Source organism: Micromonospora sp. CPCC 206171 (assembly GCF_036906755.1).
Lineage (GTDB): Bacteria > Actinomycetota > Actinomycetes > Mycobacteriales > Micromonosporaceae > Micromonospora > Micromonospora purpureochromogenes.
The window spans coordinates 1-14813 of the sequence record NZ_JBAKHT010000020.1 but is presented as its reverse complement, the minus strand read 5'-3'; the positions used below and the strand labels follow the sequence as shown (position 1 = coordinate 14813).

The 14813-nt window shown below is 72.6% G+C and carries 15 protein-coding genes; 8 read left to right on the top strand and 7 right to left on the bottom strand.

The window, feature by feature from the left end; genetic code table 11:
- Nucleotides 1–93: 93 nt before the first annotated feature.
- Nucleotides 94–582, bottom strand: coding sequence for a glutathione peroxidase (locus tag V6U89_RS21440; protein ID WP_334573139.1), 489 nt, complete (start codon nucleotides 580–582; stop codon nucleotides 94–96).
- A 143-nt stretch (nucleotides 583–725) separates the two neighbouring features.
- Between V6U89_RS21440 and V6U89_RS21435 the strand changes: the two genes are divergently transcribed.
- Nucleotides 726–2354, top strand: coding sequence for a glycosyl hydrolase family 18 protein (locus V6U89_RS21435; RefSeq protein ID WP_334573138.1), 1629 nt, complete (start codon nucleotides 726–728; stop codon nucleotides 2352–2354).
- Nucleotides 2355–2422: 68 nt separating this feature from the next.
- Here V6U89_RS21435 and V6U89_RS21430 read toward each other — a convergent pair whose 3' ends face one another.
- Nucleotides 2423–3397 (bottom strand): helix-turn-helix domain-containing protein, encoded by a 975-nt coding sequence (locus V6U89_RS21430; protein ID WP_334573137.1) that lies wholly within the window; start codon nucleotides 3395–3397, stop codon nucleotides 2423–2425.
- A gap of 327 nt (nucleotides 3398–3724) precedes the next feature.
- Between V6U89_RS21430 and V6U89_RS21425 the strand changes: the two genes are divergently transcribed.
- From V6U89_RS21425 to V6U89_RS21415, 3 genes are all read left to right on the top strand, one after another.
- Entirely contained in the window at nucleotides 3725–4207 is a 483-nt protein-coding gene (locus tag V6U89_RS21425; RefSeq protein WP_334573136.1) for a hypothetical protein, read from the top strand.
- Nucleotides 4208–4276: 69 nt separating this feature from the next.
- On the top strand, nucleotides 4277–5683 hold the full coding sequence (locus tag V6U89_RS21420; RefSeq protein WP_334573135.1) for a class II 3-deoxy-7-phosphoheptulonate synthase: 1407 nt from the start codon (nucleotides 4277–4279) through the stop codon (nucleotides 5681–5683).
- Complete coding sequence (locus V6U89_RS21415) at nucleotides 5676–6704, top strand: threonine aldolase family protein (RefSeq protein ID WP_334573134.1); 1029 nt, start codon at nucleotides 5676–5678, stop codon at nucleotides 6702–6704. Before V6U89_RS21420 ends, V6U89_RS21415 begins: the two co-directional genes overlap by 8 nt.
- Nucleotides 6705–6991: 287 nt before the next feature.
- Here the strand turns inward: V6U89_RS21415 and V6U89_RS21410 are convergent, their stop codons facing one another.
- Both V6U89_RS21410 and pknB read right to left on the bottom strand, forming a co-directional pair.
- Nucleotides 6992–7843, bottom strand: coding sequence for a deoxyribonuclease IV (locus V6U89_RS21410; RefSeq protein WP_334573225.1), 852 nt, complete (start codon nucleotides 7841–7843; stop codon nucleotides 6992–6994).
- 2 nt (nucleotides 7844–7845) lie between these two features.
- The gene (pknB, locus tag V6U89_RS21405; RefSeq protein WP_334573133.1) at nucleotides 7846–9828 is read right to left on the bottom strand and encodes a Stk1 family PASTA domain-containing Ser/Thr kinase; all 1983 of its coding nucleotides are present in this window, start codon (nucleotides 9826–9828) and stop codon (nucleotides 7846–7848) included.
- Nucleotides 9829–9971: 143 nt separating this feature from the next.
- Here pknB and V6U89_RS21400 point away from each other — a divergent pair, with 143 nt between their 5' ends.
- Nucleotides 9972–10361 (top strand): Rv2175c family DNA-binding protein, encoded by a 390-nt coding sequence (locus tag V6U89_RS21400; protein WP_334573132.1) that lies wholly within the window; start codon nucleotides 9972–9974, stop codon nucleotides 10359–10361.
- 101 nt (nucleotides 10362–10462) lie between these two features.
- Here the strand turns inward: V6U89_RS21400 and V6U89_RS21395 are convergent, their stop codons facing one another.
- Entirely contained in the window at nucleotides 10463–11545 is a 1083-nt protein-coding gene (locus V6U89_RS21395; RefSeq protein WP_334573131.1) for a polyprenyl synthetase family protein, read from the bottom strand.
- A 9-nt stretch (nucleotides 11546–11554) separates the two neighbouring features.
- Nucleotides 11555–12790, bottom strand: a complete 1236-nt coding sequence (locus V6U89_RS21390; protein WP_334573130.1) for a transcriptional regulator — start codon at nucleotides 12788–12790, stop codon at nucleotides 11555–11557.
- Nucleotides 12791–12920: 130 nt separating this feature from the next.
- On the opposite strand from V6U89_RS21390, the gene V6U89_RS21385 reads away from it, so the two are divergent.
- The 3 genes from V6U89_RS21385 to V6U89_RS21375 are packed head-to-tail and all read left to right on the top strand — an operon-like array spanning nucleotide 12921 to nucleotide 14130.
- Entirely contained in the window at nucleotides 12921–13115 is a 195-nt protein-coding gene (locus V6U89_RS21385; protein ID WP_334573129.1) for a hypothetical protein, read from the top strand.
- Nucleotides 13112–13837: a DUF2637 domain-containing protein gene (locus tag V6U89_RS21380; RefSeq protein WP_334573128.1), complete on the top strand. Its 726-nt coding sequence runs from the start codon at nucleotides 13112–13114 to the stop codon at nucleotides 13835–13837. The genes V6U89_RS21385 and V6U89_RS21380 overlap by 4 nt, the downstream gene beginning before the upstream one ends.
- Nucleotides 13834–14130 carry a hypothetical protein gene (locus V6U89_RS21375; protein WP_334573127.1) on the top strand — a complete coding sequence of 99 codons (297 nt, stop codon included), beginning with the start codon at nucleotides 13834–13836 and terminating at the stop codon, nucleotides 14128–14130. The genes V6U89_RS21380 and V6U89_RS21375 overlap by 4 nt, the downstream gene beginning before the upstream one ends.
- A gap of 502 nt (nucleotides 14131–14632) precedes the next feature.
- Here V6U89_RS21375 and V6U89_RS21370 read toward each other — a convergent pair.
- Nucleotides 14633–14813: DNA-binding protein (locus V6U89_RS21370; protein ID WP_334573232.1), on the bottom strand; the 181-nt coding region annotated here is incomplete at its 5' end.

The window sequence follows — 14813 nt, the reverse complement described above, 5'->3', positions numbered from 1 at the left end:
CCCCGGCGGCGCCACGCCGCCCACCGGCCGGTGGGCGGCGCGGTCGCGCCTTCGTCCGGTGTGGACGGCACGGCCCCCTGGGCGGGCGGCGGCTCAGGCCGGCAGGACCTTCTCGATGCCGGCGCGCAGTTCGGCGGAGTCCGGGGTGACGGTCGGGGCGAACCGGGCCGCGACCGTGCCGTCCGGCGCGACGAGGAACTTCTCGAAGTTCCACCGCACGTCCCCGGTGTGCCCCTCGGCGTCGGGGGTGCCGACCAGTTCCGCGTAGAGCGGGTGCCGCGCCGGGCCGTTGACGTCGACCTTCTCGGTCAGCGGGAAGGTGACCCCGTAGTTGACCTGGCAGAAGTCGTCGATCTCGTCGGCCGTGCCCGGCTCCTGCCCGGCGAACTGGTTGCACGGCACCCCGAGCACGACCAGGCCCCGGTCGGCGTACGTGGTGTAGAGCTCCTGGAGGCCGGCGTACTGCGGGGTGAGGCCGCAGCGGGAGGCCACGTTCACCACCAGCAGCGCCCGGCCCCGGTACGCGGCCAGGTCGGCCGGGCCGCCGGTCAGGGCGTCGATCTCGATGTCGAAGACGGTCATGTCGCGAGGCTACGCGTCCCGGCGCGGGCGCCGCCGGGGTCCACCGGGAAATCGATAGATGCACATCTTGACGAAGTGATGACAGCGTGAGTAGCGTCTCCCCATCTTCTGGAAAGTTTCCTAACTGTTGGAGGAGGTGCCATATGAACAGATCGCTCCGCCGCGCCCTCTGGGCCGGCGCCGTGGTCGCGCTGACCGTCGCCGCGGTGCCGGTGACCTCGGCGTTCGGCGCCGGTAGCGTGACCGCCACGTTCACCAAGGCGCAGGACTGGGGGACCGGCCACGAGACCCGCGTGACCGTCGCCAACGGCTCCAGCTCCAGCGTCGACACCTGGCGCATCGAGTTCGACCTGCCGTCGGGCACCACCATCAGCAGCTTCTGGGACGCCGACGTCACCAGCAGCGGCAACCACTACGTCGCGGTCAAGAAGAGCTGGGCCGGCCCGCTCGGCCCCGGCGCCAGCTTCAGCTGGGGCTACAACGGCACCGGGGCGTACAAGGCGCCGCTGAACTGCACCGTCAACGGCGCGCCGTGCGGCGGCGGCAGCACCCCGCCGCCGACCACCACCGCGCCGCCGACCACCACCCCGCCCACCACGACCCCGCCGACCACGCCGCCGCCGACCACCCCGCCGCCCACCACCCCGCCCCCGACCGGGGGCAAGAAGATCGTCGGCTACTTCGCCGAGTGGGGCGTCTACGGCCGCAACTACCACGTCAAGAACATCCACACCAGCGGGTCCGCGGCCAAGCTGACCCACATCCTGTACGCCTTCGGCAACACCACCGGCGGGCGCTGCACCATCGGTGACAGCTACGCCGACTACGACAAGGCGTACACCGCGGCCGACAGTGTGGACGGTGTCGCGGACACCTGGGACCAGCCGCTGCGCGGCAGCTTCAACCAGCTGCGCAAGCTGAAGAAGATGTACCCGCACCTGAAGGTGATCTGGTCCTTCGGCGGCTGGACCTGGTCGGGTGGCTTCACCCAGGCCGCGCAGAACCCCGCCGCCTTCGCCGACAGCTGCTACAACCTGGTCGAGGACCCGCGCTGGGCCGACGTCTTCGACGGCATCGACGTCGACTGGGAGTACCCCAACGCCTGCGGCCTGCAGTGCGACAGCAGCGGACCGAACGCCTTCAAGAACGTGGTCGGCGCCCTGCGGTCGAAGTTCGGCTCCAGCGCGCTGGTCACCGCCGCCATCACCGCCGACGGCAGCACCGGCGGCAAGATCGACGCCACCGACTACGCCGGCGCGGCGTCGTCGCTGAACTGGCTCATGCCGATGACGTACGACTACTTCGGCGCCTTCAACCCGCAGGGCCCCACCGCCCCGCACTCGCCGCTCACCTCGTACACCGGCATCCCGCAGCAGGGCTTCAACTCCGACGCCGCGATCCAGAAGCTCAAGGCCAAGGGCGTTCCGGCCAGCAAGCTGCTGCTCGGCATCGGCTTCTACGGCCGGGGCTGGACCGGGGTCACCCAGACCGCCCCGGGTGGCACCGCCACCGGCCCCGCCCCGGGCACCTACGAGCAGGGCATCGATGACTACAAGGTCCTCAAGAACACCTGCCCGGCCACCGGCACCATCGCCGGCACGGCGTACGCCAAGTGCGGCAGCAACTGGTGGAGCTACGACACCCCGTCCACCATCGGCGGCAAGATGACCTACGCCAACAACCAGGGCCTCGGTGGCGCCTTCTTCTGGGAGCTCTCCGGTGACACCGGCAACGGCGAGCTGATCGGTGCCATCAAGGGCGGTCTCGGCTGAGCCGAGCGCCGACGCACCACCCACACGGCGGGGAGGGACACCCACGGTCCCTCCCCGCCCGCGTGCGCTCACCGTCGGGCGGCCCGCTCCCGGTGCTCTCGGGGCGACATGCCGTACCGGGCGCGGAACGCCCGGCTGAAGTGGGCCCGGTCGCGGAACCCGCAGCGCGCGGCCACCTCGTGCACGGGCAGGCCGCCCAGCCGGGGATCGGCCAGGTCGCGCCGGCAGCGCTCCAGGCGGCGGGCGCGGATCAGGCCGGCGACCGTGGTGCCGGTGCCCTCGAAGAGCCGGTGCAGCGACCGCAGCGACAGGTGGTGCGCCGCGGCCACCGCGGCCGGGGTCAGCTCCGGGTCGGCCAGGTGCCGCTGCACGAACGCCTCGATCCGGGTACGCAGCCCGGTGACCCGGACGTCCACCGGCAGGGCGCGGGCGTCGTCGAGCCGGCCGGCCAGGGTGCCGGCGATCAGCGCCAGCGCCACCTGGTCGAGGTGGGCGGCGTCGGCGGGCGCGTACTGCTCGGGGTGGTCGACGACCTGGCGCAGGAAGCGGGCCAGCAGCAGCCCCATCCCGCTGCCGGCAGGCAGTTCGGCGGCGAGCAGCTCCTCGATCCGGTGCGCCGGGAGCGGCAGCGCCGCGTGGGGCACCAGCGCGGTCAGCGTGCGCAGCGGGCCGGCGGAGGCCCCCTCGGTCTGGTGCGACGAGCCGTGCGGGCGGACGGTGTCGACGAGGTTGAAGCCGGACGGGGCGAGCGGCGCTGAGCGCCGCTGCTGCGACATCGCGCCGTGCCCGGACAGCGGCAGGGCCAGCTGGTACAGCTCGGGATCGGTGCTGCGGATCATCCGGCGGGTCCGGTCCAGCTCCAGCGAGGGATACCGCCACTCGCCGAGCCGGACCACGCCCAGGTCGACCACCCGCGCCGAGGCGATGAAGTCGGCGGCGTGGGCACTGCTGATCCGGGCCGGCACCGATTCCCGGGCCACCAGCTCCTGCCAGAAGTCGAACCGCTCGGCCGGTGGCAGCCACGCGGTGTCGACCGATGCCACGGGAAGGATGGGCGGTCACCTCCTGCCACGGCGACGCGCCGGCCGCGTCGACCACCGCAGACTAGCCAGCCCCCGTCGGGTGCGCGAGGCGACGGTGCCCCGGCAGGCGCTCCGGCCCCGCCGCAACTCCCGGCGCACCGGCGGCGGTCCGTGCGCCGCCGGCTCGGCCGGTGGTCGGGGCCCGCCGTCGGGTATCCGTCACCCCTTATCGGTCGTGCGGGTGCCGCACTGGAGAGCGGCGGGGCATGACGGCCTGCCATGCAGGTTGGTCGATGTGACAGACTCGCCGCTCGGCATCTCTCGATGTCCGCAGCGAGGGGAGGATCCATGCGCCCGAGGCACCGCGCCGCCGGCGTCGCCGCGCTGGCACTGCTGCCGCTGTCCCTGCTCGGCTGCGGGATCGGCGGCGACGACGACGCGGGCGACGGTCCCGCCATCGGGCGCGCCCCCGCCGAGGAGGCGGCCAGCAAGTCCCGCGAGCGGGTGCAGGCCTACCTCGACGCGATGGCCGCCAAGGACGTCGCGGCCGGCCGCAGCCAGCTCTGCGCGCCGATGCACCAGGCCTTCGACACGGCGGCCACCGGCCCCAACGGTGACTTCGCGGACCACTTCGAGGTGCCCAAGGCGGCCATCACCGACGTGCGCTCCGGCCCGCGCGGGCAGGAGGTCAGCGCCTCGGTGACCGTTTCGGTCGGCGCCCGGGAGGTATCCCGGCCGCTGCTGTTCACGGTCACCCGCAGCGGCGCCGACTGGTGCATCTCCGGCGAGGCGCCCGGCGGGCACACCCCGGAGCCGTCGGTCAACCCCTGACCCTCCCATCTGCCGGAACCGTCCCCCTCGACGGCGGGTCACCCCGGCCGTCGCCGTACGCTTTCCCTCATGCGCCATGAGTGGCATCAGCTGAGCTACCCCGCCGTGAGCAGCCCCGGGCTGCAGACCAGCCGACCCACCGTCGACTCCGCCGAGGACGCGGCCCTCGGCCTGGACCGCTGGCGGGACCTGCCCCGGGCGCAGACCCCGCCCTGGCCCGACCCGGCGCAGGTGGCCGAGGTCTGCAAGGTGCTCGACGTCGTGCCGTCGGTGGTCGCGCCCTACGAGGTCGACCAGCTCCGGCAGCGCCTCGCGCTGGTCTGCGAGGGCAAGGCGTTCCTCCTCCAGGGCGGCGACTGCGCCGAGACCTTCGCCGACAACACCGAGAGCCACCTGCTGGCCAACGCCCGCACCCTGCTCCAGATGGCCATCGTGCTGACCTACGGCGCGTCGCTGCCGGTGGTCAAGGTCGCCCGGGTCGCCGGCCAGTACACCAAGCCCCGGTCCCTGCCGACCGACGCCCGCGGGCTGCCCGCGTACCGCGGCGACATGATCAACGCGCTGGAGGCCACGCCGGAGGCGCGGATCGCCGACCCGCAGCGCATGATCCGGGCGTACGCGAACTCGGCCGCCGCGATGAACATGCTCCGGGCGTACCTGGCCGGCGGGCTGGCCGACCTGCACGCCGTGCACGACTGGAACAAGGGTTTCGTCAAGAACTCGCCGGCCGGCGAGCGCTACGAGGCGATCGCCCGGGAGATCGACCGGGCGCTGGCCTTCATCCGCGCCTGCGGGATGACCGAGGACGAGGCGCTGCGAACCGTCACCCTCTACTGCTCCCACGAGGCCCTGGCCCTGGAGTACGACCGGGCGCTCACCCGGGTCTCCGACCGCCGGGCGTACGGGCTGTCCGGGCACTTCCTGTGGATCGGCGAGCGGACCCGGCAGCTCGACGGGGCGCACATCGACTTCATCTCCCGGATCGCCAACCCGATCGGCGTCAAGCTCGGCCCGACCACCACCCCGGACGAGGCCATCGAGCTCTGCGAGAAGCTCAACCCGGACAACATCCCCGGCCGGCTCACCCTGATCAGCCGGATGGGCAACCACAAGGTCCGCGACGCGCTGCCGCCGATCGTGGCCAAGGTGACCGCCGCCGGCGCCAAGGTCGTCTGGCAGTGCGACCCGATGCACGGCAACACCCACGAGTCGTCCAACGGCTACAAGACCCGACACTTCGACCGGATCGTCGACGAGGTGCTCGGCTACTTCGAGGTGCACCGCGGCCTGGAGACCCACCCGGGCGGCCTGCACGTGGAGCTGACCGGCGAGGACGTCACCGAGTGCCTCGGCGGCGCCCAGGGCATCGAGGACCTCGACCTGCCCGATCGGTACGAAACCGCCTGCGACCCGCGACTGAACACCCAGCAGTCGCTGGAGCTGGCCTTCCTGGTGGCGGAGATGCTGCGTGGCTGAGTTCATCGACCTGCGGTCCGACACGGTGACCCGGCCCACCACCGGGATGCGGGAGGCGATGGCCACCGCCGAGGTCGGCGACGACGTCTACGGCGAGGACCCGACGGTCGCCGCGCTGGAGGCCGAGGTCGCCGCGCTCTTCGGGCACGAGGCGGCGCTGTTCGCCCCGACCGGCTCGATGGCCAACCAGATCGCCCTCCAGCTCGTCGTGCCCCCCGGTGACGAGCTGCTCTGCGACGCCGACGCGCACGTCGTCACGTACGAGATCGGCGCCGCCGCCGCGTACGGCGGGATCTCCTCGCGGACCTGGCCGGCGGTCGGCGCGGACATCGACCCGGACGTGGTGGCCGGCATGGTCCGGCCCGACGGCTACTTCGCGGTGCCCACCCGGGCGATCGCCGTCGAGCAGACCCACAACCGGGGCGGCGGCGGGGTGATCCCGCTGACCATCCTGCGCGAGCTGCGCCGGGTCGCCGACGACCACGGGCTGGCGCTGCACTGCGACGGGGCCCGGATCTGGCACGCGCACGTCGCCGACGGCGTGCCGCTGGCCGAGTACGGCGCGCTCTTCGACACGCTGTCGGTCTGCCTCTCCAAGGGCCTCGGCGCCCCGGTCGGCTCGCTGGTGCTCGGCAGCGCCGAGAAGATCGACCGGGCCCGGTTCATCCGCAAGCGGATGGGCGGCGGCATGCGCCAGGTCGGCGTCCTCGCCGCCGCCGGCCGGTACGCGCTGGCCCACCACGTCACCCGGCTCGCCGAGGACCACGCCAAGGCCGCCCGGCTGGCCGAGGCGGTCGCCCCGTTCGGGGTGCTCGCCGTGCCGGTCCGGACCAACCTGGTCCCGCTGGACCTGACCAAGCACCCGCTGGACGCGAAGGCCCTGGCCGCCGCCGCCCGTGCCGAGGGCCTGCTGGTCTCGGTGCTCGGCCCGCGCACCGCCCGCCTGGTCACCCACATGGACGTCGACGACGCCGGGATCGACCGCGCGGTGGAGATCCTCACCCGCCTGCTGCGCGCCTGACCCACTCCCGCACCCGAGCCCCGCGCCCACCCGGCCCGGGGCTCGGCTGCGTTTCGACCACCCACACTGCCCGTGCCCACACTGCCCGTGCCCGCGCGGTCAGGGGCCCGCCGGTCCGGCCCGCGCGGTCCGGGCCCGCGCGGTCCGGGCCCGCCGCAGCCGTGTTGATCAAGGAGTTTGCGTCAGGATCCGGTCCGGAACTGACGCAAACCTCTTGATCAACGAGGCGAGCCGGGTGGGGGCGGGCGGGGGGCTCGGCGCGGGACCGGAGGCGTGCGCGGGGTGGGTCAGGGGTGGAGGCGTTTGAGGGTGGCGATGTCGGCGGCGTGGCCCTCGTGCTTCTCGGTGGGGGTTTCCACCACCACGGGGACGCCGGCGGTGGCCGGGTGGGCCATCAGTTCGGCGAACGCGGGCTCGCCGATGCTGCCCTTACCGATGTTCTCGTGCCGGTCCCGGGTGGAACCGCACAGGTCCTTGGAGTCGTTGGCGTGCACCAGCCGCAGCCGGTCCGCCCCGACGGTCGCCACCAGGGTGTCCAGCGTCGCCGTCATGCCGCCCTCGGCGGCCAGGTCGTGCCCGGCCGCCCAGGCGTGGCAGGTGTCGAAGCAGACCCCGAGCCCGGGGTGCCGGTCCACCGCGTCCAGGTAGGGGCCCAACTGCTCCACCCGCGACGCCAGCGAGCGACCCCCGCCCGCGCTCGGTTCGACCAGCAGCATCGGCCCGCCCGCGGCCGCCGCCTCGTCCAGCAACGGCAGCAGCGTCTCGCGGACCTGCCGCATGGCGGCCTCGGCGTGCCCCGCGTCGACCGCGCTGCCCGCGTGGAACACCACGCCCCGGGCGCCGATCGCCCGGCCGCGGCGCAGCGCGTGCGCCAGGGTCTCCGCCGAGCGCTGCACCGTCGCCGCCGTCGGGGAGCCGAGGTTCACCAGCAGCGAGGCGTGGATGAAGACCGGGACGCCCCGCTCGGCGCAGCCGTCGGCGAACAGCGCGTCCTGGGTCGGGTCGCCGGCGGGCAGCGCCCAGCCACGCGAGTTGGAGACGTAGACCTGCACCACCTCGGAGCCGGCCGCGTCGACGTACGGCAGGGCCGCCCGGGCCAGTCCGCCCGAGGTGGGAGTGTGTGAGCCGACGGGTCGCATGGTCACAGGCACCCGATGGTGACCGGCGTGGCCGGCGGCACCGGTGAGTTCTCGGGCGGGTTCTGGAACCGGACGATCCCGTTCGGGTTGAACTGCACGGTCACCGGGAAGCCCTGACTCTCCAGCTGCTGCTTGGCCTGCGGGCACGGCAGGTCGACCACCCGAGGCATGATCACCTGGGCCGGGCCCTTGCTGACCTCGAGCCGGACCTGGGCGCCCTTCTCGACCCCGGCGCCGTTGGCCGGGCTCTGCCCGAGGATCTCGTCCTTCGGCTTGTCCGAGTCCTTGTACGTCTCCACCGGCACCAGGCCGAGCTGGGCCAGCGCGGCCCGCGCCTCGTTGACGTTCTTGCCGAGCAGGTTCGGCACCGAGATCGGCGCCCGGCCCTTGCTCAGGATGACGGTGATCTTCGTGCCCGGCTTCACCTCGGCGCCGACCTTCGGGTTGGTCTCCAGCACCACCCCGGCGGGCAGATTGTCGTCGTAGCGGGGGGTGCCCTTGGCCACCAGCAGCTTCGCGCTGGTCAGATCCACCTCGGCCAGCTCGAACTCCTTGCCCACCACGTCCGGCACGGGGAACCGCTCCGGGCCCAGCGAGAGGGTGAGCGTGATGGTGCCACCCTTGAGGATCTTGGCGGCCGAGACCGGATCCTGCGCCACGACGCTGTCCCGGGGGGTCTTCTCGTCGTAGCGGGGCTCGGCGTAGACCAGGGTGAAACCGGCCCGGTCCGCCTGGGCCTGCGCCTCGGCCTTGCTCAGGCTCACCAGTTCCGGGGCGACCGTGTAGCGCCCCACCCCGACCCACCAGCCGCCCAGCGCGGCGAGCAGGCCGAGCGCCACCACCGCGGCGGCGACCGAGAGCCGACCGCGCTGGCTGCCCATCAGGCGGGTGCGCAGCGCGGCGAACCGGGCGCCGAGGTCCGACTCCGGGGCGGCCCGACGGCGGTGCGTCCGCTGCTGGCCCCCCTCCGGCAGCCGTGCCCAGGCGGGGCGCTCGGCCGGGTGGACCGCCGCCACGACCATGGTCGGCTGGGCCACCGCCGAGGTCTCGTCGCCCACCGGGCGCAGCACGGCGGTGTGCGTGTTCGGGTTGCCCAGGTCGTCCCGGGCCACCTGCACCTCGGCCAGCAGGGCGCCGGCGTCGGTCGGGCGGGCGCCGGGGTCGCGCCGGGTGGCCCGCGCGACCAGGTCGTCGAGCGCCTTGGGCAGCGCGGGTACCAGGGTCGACGGGGCCGGTACGTCCCGGTCGACGTGCTGCCAGGCGACGTCCACCGGCCGGTCCCCGTCGTACGGGACGCGCCCGGTGAGCATCTCGAACAGCACGATGCCGGCCGAGTAGACGTCGGTGCGCGGGTCGGCGTGCCCGTCGGTGACCAGCTCCGGCGCCACGTACGCGACGGTCGCCATGAGCTGGTTGCCGTTCTCCTCCTCGGCGCTGGCCTCGACCGCCCGGGCCAGGCCGAAGTCGGCGACCTTCACCACGCTGTCGACGAGGTTCGCCACGCCGCCGGTGGGCGCCTCGGCGACCAGCACGTTCTCCGGCTTCACGTCCCGGTGGACCAGCCCGGCCCGGTGCGCGGCCGCGATCGCGGCGAGCATCTGCTCCATGATCGCCAACGCCTCGTCCGGGTTGAGCCGGCGCCGCTCGGCCAGCACGTCGCGCAGGGTGCGACCGCGGACGTACTCCATGACCAGGTACGGCAGCCCGCCGTGGGTGCCCTGGTCGTAGACCGCCACCACGTTCGGGTGGGTCAACCGGGCGATCGTCTTCGCCTCGTCGGTGAACCGCGCCATGAACCCGGCCGTCCGGCCGCGGGCCTCCGGCGCCTGGGTCGGGTGAATGATCTTGACCGCCACGGTGCGCTCCAGGCGCTCGTCGGTGGCGGTGTACACGGTCGCCATCCCGCCGCGCGCGACGCGCCCGCGAATGCGGTAACGCCCGTCGAGCAGCGAGCCCAGCAACGTGTCGGCGACCTGTGTGTCCATCGGCAGGCAGTCTATGTGTCCAGAGGGTGAAGGTTGAACAGGATGCTACAGCCGGGGCACGATCCGGTCCGTCCCGCAGCGCTGTCCCAGGCCACCCGGGGTGCCGCTGCGCCCGGGCCGGAGCGACGTGGCAGGGTGGTCGGGTGACCGATTCCGTACCCGCCGATGAGGCTTCCGGCGCCGCTCTCGCCGGCCCGTCCGACCCGGCCGCCTGGCTGACCCTGCCCGACGTGGCCGAGCGGCTCGATGTGCCGATCAGCAAGGTCCACCAGATGATCCGCGACCGGGAGTTGATCGCCGTCCGCCGCGACGGCGTCCGCCGGATTCCCGTCGACCTGGTGGCGAACAAGACGGCGCTCAAGCACCTGCCCGGCGTGCTGAACCTGCTGGCCGACGCCGGCTACGACGACGAGGCCGCCCTGCGCTGGCTCTACGAGCCCGACGACACCCTCTCCGGCGGCACCGCCGCGGCCACCCTCGGCGGCGACCACGCCCGCGAGGTCAAACGCCGCGCCCAAGCCCTCGGCTTCTAACCCTCAGGGCACCTCGCCCCGTTGCTCATGAAGTTGTTGCCACCGACGCTGACGTGTCGGGGCAACAACTTCATGATCAACTCTGACGGACCGGGAGGGGGTCAGTCGGCGCGGCGGGTGGCGGCGATGGCGAGGTCGACCAGGGCCTGGCGGGCCTCGGTGTCGAGGTCGACCGTGGTCAGCGCGGCCAGCGCGGCGTCGGTGAGGGTGACGATCCGCTGCTCGGTACGGGCCAGCGCGCCGCTGGCGCTGATCAGCTCCCGCAGCCGCGCCACCCCGGCCTCGTCCAGCGCCGGATCGCCCAGCTGGCCGAGCAGCAGCTCCCGACCGGCGTCGTCGGTCGCCTCCACGGCCGCCGCCACCAGGTAGGTGCGCTTGCCCTCGCGCAGGTCGTCGCCGGCCGGCTTGCCCGTCTGCGCCGGGTCACCGAAGACCCCCAGCACGTCGTCGCGGAGCTGGAACGCCTCGCCCAGCGGCAACCCGTACGCCGAGTAGGCCGCCCGTACGTCCGCCGACGCCTCGGCCAGCGCGGCACCGAGCAGCAGCGGCCGCTCGACCGTGTACTTGGCCGACTTGTACCGGGCGACCTTGCCGGCCCGCTCCACCGAGGTGTCCCCGGTGACCTGGGTCAGCACGTCCAGGTACTGCCCGACGGTGACCTCGGTGCGCATCTCGTCGAAGACCGGCCGGGCCCGGGCCACCGTCCGCGGCTCCAGGCCGGCGGAGTGCAGCAGCTCGTCCGACCAGACCAGGCAGAGGTCGCCGAGGAGGATCGCCGCCGCGTCGCCGAACCCGTCCGGGTCGCCGCCCCAGCCGGCCGCCCGGTGGCGGGCGGCGAACCGCCGGTGCACCGCCGGCTCGCCGCGACGGGTGTCGGAGCGGTCCATCAGGTCGTCGTGGATCAGGGCGCTGGCCTGCACGAACTCCAGCGCCGCCAGCGCGGTCACCACGTGGTCGGAGTCGACCCCGCCGGCGCCCCGGTACCCCCAGTAGCCGAACGCCGGGCGCAGCCGCTTGCCGCCGCCCAGCACGAACGCCTCGATCGCCTCGGCGACGGGCACCAGCGCGTCGTCGACGCCGGTCATCCAGGTGCGCTGGTTGGCCAGGAACTCGGCCAGGGCCTTGTCGACGCGCTGACGCAGACCGGCGCGGTCGACGGGGGAGACGGGAGCAGCGTGGGTCACGTACCGACGCTAGCCGGTCGAGGTTGGCCGCGTCCCCCCACCGGGTCGGCGCGTCGCGCCCGCCGCGCCCGCCGTGCCACCCCGCCGCCCCGGCGCGGGCGGTCGGGAGAGGGCGGGAACCGGGCTGCGGGGCAGAAAACCGCGGGCGTCGGCGAGTAGCGCGGCGTAGCGGCGTACCGCCGGCTCGGCGCGGTGCGCGGCCAGCCGCCGCTCCAGCTCGACCAGCGGGGTCGCGGCCCGTGCCGACCCGGCGCGGACCGCGTCCAGCAGCGCGGCCCCGGCCACCGCGCAGGCCTGCTCCACCTCGCCGAGCTGGAGCAGGCCGCGGGCCAGCCAGCCGCCGTAGACCGCTGCCCGGCGGGGCCGGCCACCGCGCCGGGCGGCGCGCAGCAGCGGCAGGGCCGGCCGGGGTCGGCCGAGCGCGACCAGGGCGCGGCCGGTCATCGCCGCCAGCTCGGTGTCGTCGAGCCAGTAGAGCCAGGCCGGCTCGGCGCCCGGCTCGACCGCACCGGCCGCCTGCCGCGCCGCGTCCAGGGCCTGCCGGGCGGCCCGGGCCCGCCCGCCCAGCGCGGCCGCCAACGCCACCCGGTGCAGCAGCAGCGCCCGCAGCCCCGGACCGGCCGACCGCCGGGCTCCCGCGTACGCGGTGCGGGCCAGCAGCAGCGCGCCCTCCGGGTCGCCGGCCCCGGCCAGCAGATGGCTGGCCGACCCGAGCACGTGCCCGGCGAGCGCCGGGTCACCGGCCGCCGCGGCGGCCCGCAGGCCGAGCCGGTAGGCGTCCAGCCCGGCGGCGGGATCGCCGGCGTCGGCGTGCAGCCACCCGGCGAGCTGGGCCGTCTCGGCCAGCACCGGCAGCAGCCGCCGCCGCTCGGCCGGACCCGCCCCGGCCAGCGCCCGGGCCGCCCGCCGCAGCCGGTACGCCGCGGCCGGGGCCAGGTCGGCGCCGCCGGTGAGGTCGTCGAGCCGGCGCAGCTCGGCCAGCTCGCCGGGGCCGGCCGGCCCGCCCGGGTCGGACCGGCCGGGTGCGCCCGCCGGGGTGGACCGGTGCGCCGCCGGCGCGACCAGCAGCGGAGCGTACGGGTCGGCCACCCAGCGTTGGGCCAGCGCGAGCAGGGCCGACCGGGACCGGGACCCGCCCGCGCCCACCGGGCCGTGGTGCCGGCTGCGCCCGGCGGCCTCGACCAGCAGCCCGGCCGGCGCGTCGAGCACGAGGGCGAGCCGGCGCAGCCAGCGGTCGCCCGGCACCCGGGCCTGGCGCTCCCAGCGGGAGATCTCGTGCCGGGCGGGCTTACAGGCAGGTTGACCCAGCTAAACCAGGGTTGAGAAGCCTTCCGGCCGATCTCTTAAGAGAGATCAACAACCGGAAGGAACCACGATGAAGATCGATATTGCCCGTGCAGTGCTGCTGATCCTGGCAGGGCTGACGCTGATCATCGCTGGCCTGATGCCTCAGCCCCAGCCTGAGCCGCAGCGTCGTGACTGGCGCTACGCCACTGCTGAGGAAGAGACAGCCTACGAGCACAAGCAGCTCAGCGACCTGCTGAAGGCGCAGCAGGAGGCGAACCGATGAACGCCCGTCGCTTCTTCTCTCTCGCAGGAACCGTTGCGGTCACTGTGATTGCCGCTGTCGGCAGCTATGACCACATGCGAGAGCTAGCCCTGATGGCTGGTCAGAGTCCGTTCCTGGCAACGCTTCTGCCGCTGTCGGTAGACGGCATGATCCTGGTTGCCACCCTGGCTCTTGGGGACGGTAGGCGCTCCCGCTGGTCCGCGTGGCTGGCGTTCCTGGTTGGCGTAGCCGCTTCCCTGGCTGCCAACGTGATCGTTGCGGAACCTAACGCCATCAGTCGGGTTGTGTCCGCATGGCCGGCAGTTGCCCTGTTGCTCACTGTGGAAGTGCTTGCCCGTTCCGGCAAGAGGCAGACCGTTCCGGCCTCCGATCAGCAGCCTTTGCCGATTTCCGATCAGCAGCCTGCCGCTCCCCTGCCGCTCCCTGAGCCTGCCGTTCCGGCAAGCGTGAGCGTTTCCCCTGCTCCTGAGCCTGTTGCTGATTCCGATTCGGAGCCTGTGCAGCCTTCCGTTCCGGCACGGATCAGCAAGCCTCGCAAGCAGCGTCAGCACGTGGTTCCGGCACATCCTGAGCGTTCCGATTCCGGAAAGGTTGACCCTGCCGAAATCGCCAGGCGTGCCGATGAGTTGAAGCCAAAGCTGGGCACCTGGCAGAAGGTTGCCGAGGAGCTTGGCATGAGTGTTCGCACCCTACAGAACTACCGAAAGGCAGTGACAGCATGAGCAAGCCAGAGTGTGTGACGCACGGACCGATCAACGGCTACGAGATCCGTGAGGCTTGGAGTTTCACCAACCAGGGACAGGTAGAGGGCTTGCGCCGATTCGTTCTCTCCTGCGGCTGTGAGCACATCGGCGCAGACATCAGGGCGGTTGACGTAGTGACCGAGGACCAGGCCGATGCGGCAGGCAACGACGTATACGTCATCGAGCTACAGATCATCGACTTCATGGAGCAGCCCGTAGTGACCTGGCAGGAAACCAGGGACGTACGAGCATGGAGCCAGCAGGCAGACTGAGCTACCAGGAAGAGGGGCCATCCGAGAGGGTGGCTCTTTTTCTTTGCCCGTAACCGAGTTTGATTCCGCCTCGCCCCGATTATCTAAGTAGGCACACGGATGAGGAGAGAACGATGAGCCTTCAGAGACGACTTGAGACAGCCCTTGAGATTGCCGTCAAGAGGCAGAAGCAGATTGAGAACGCAAGCGCAGAACTGCGCCAGGCACGAGAGGAGTTTGAGCGATGGATTGCTACAGGTGTGGGTACGCCTGGTCTGTACTGGTAATGAAGGAAGGCCGAGAGTTGGGATTCTGCACCTGGCATTTCGGCAGGAACGAACTAGCGCTAACTATTCACGGCTGGGAAGTGACTGAGGACAGACGGCCCGGCAGCCAACGCAGAACGATAAGGCCAAGATAGGAAAAGGGACAGCCAGTGGGGGCGGCTGTCCCTTTCCTTTTCCGGAGTTATCGCAAGAGCACCCTGTTGATTGACTCCGGAGTCGCCATCGTAGGCCAGGCGCTATGCCTCGTCCAACTCAGGTCGCTTCTGGGCAATCCAGCGCTCTACATCCTCAGCAAGCCAGACGTTGCCCATAGCCAGCTCGGCTACAGGCTCAGGGAAGTCACGCCTGTTGGTGGGGACTGCCCCCGGTTCGGTTGACTCCTGACCTGTGAGGATGCGTTCCTCGCTGGAAGGATGT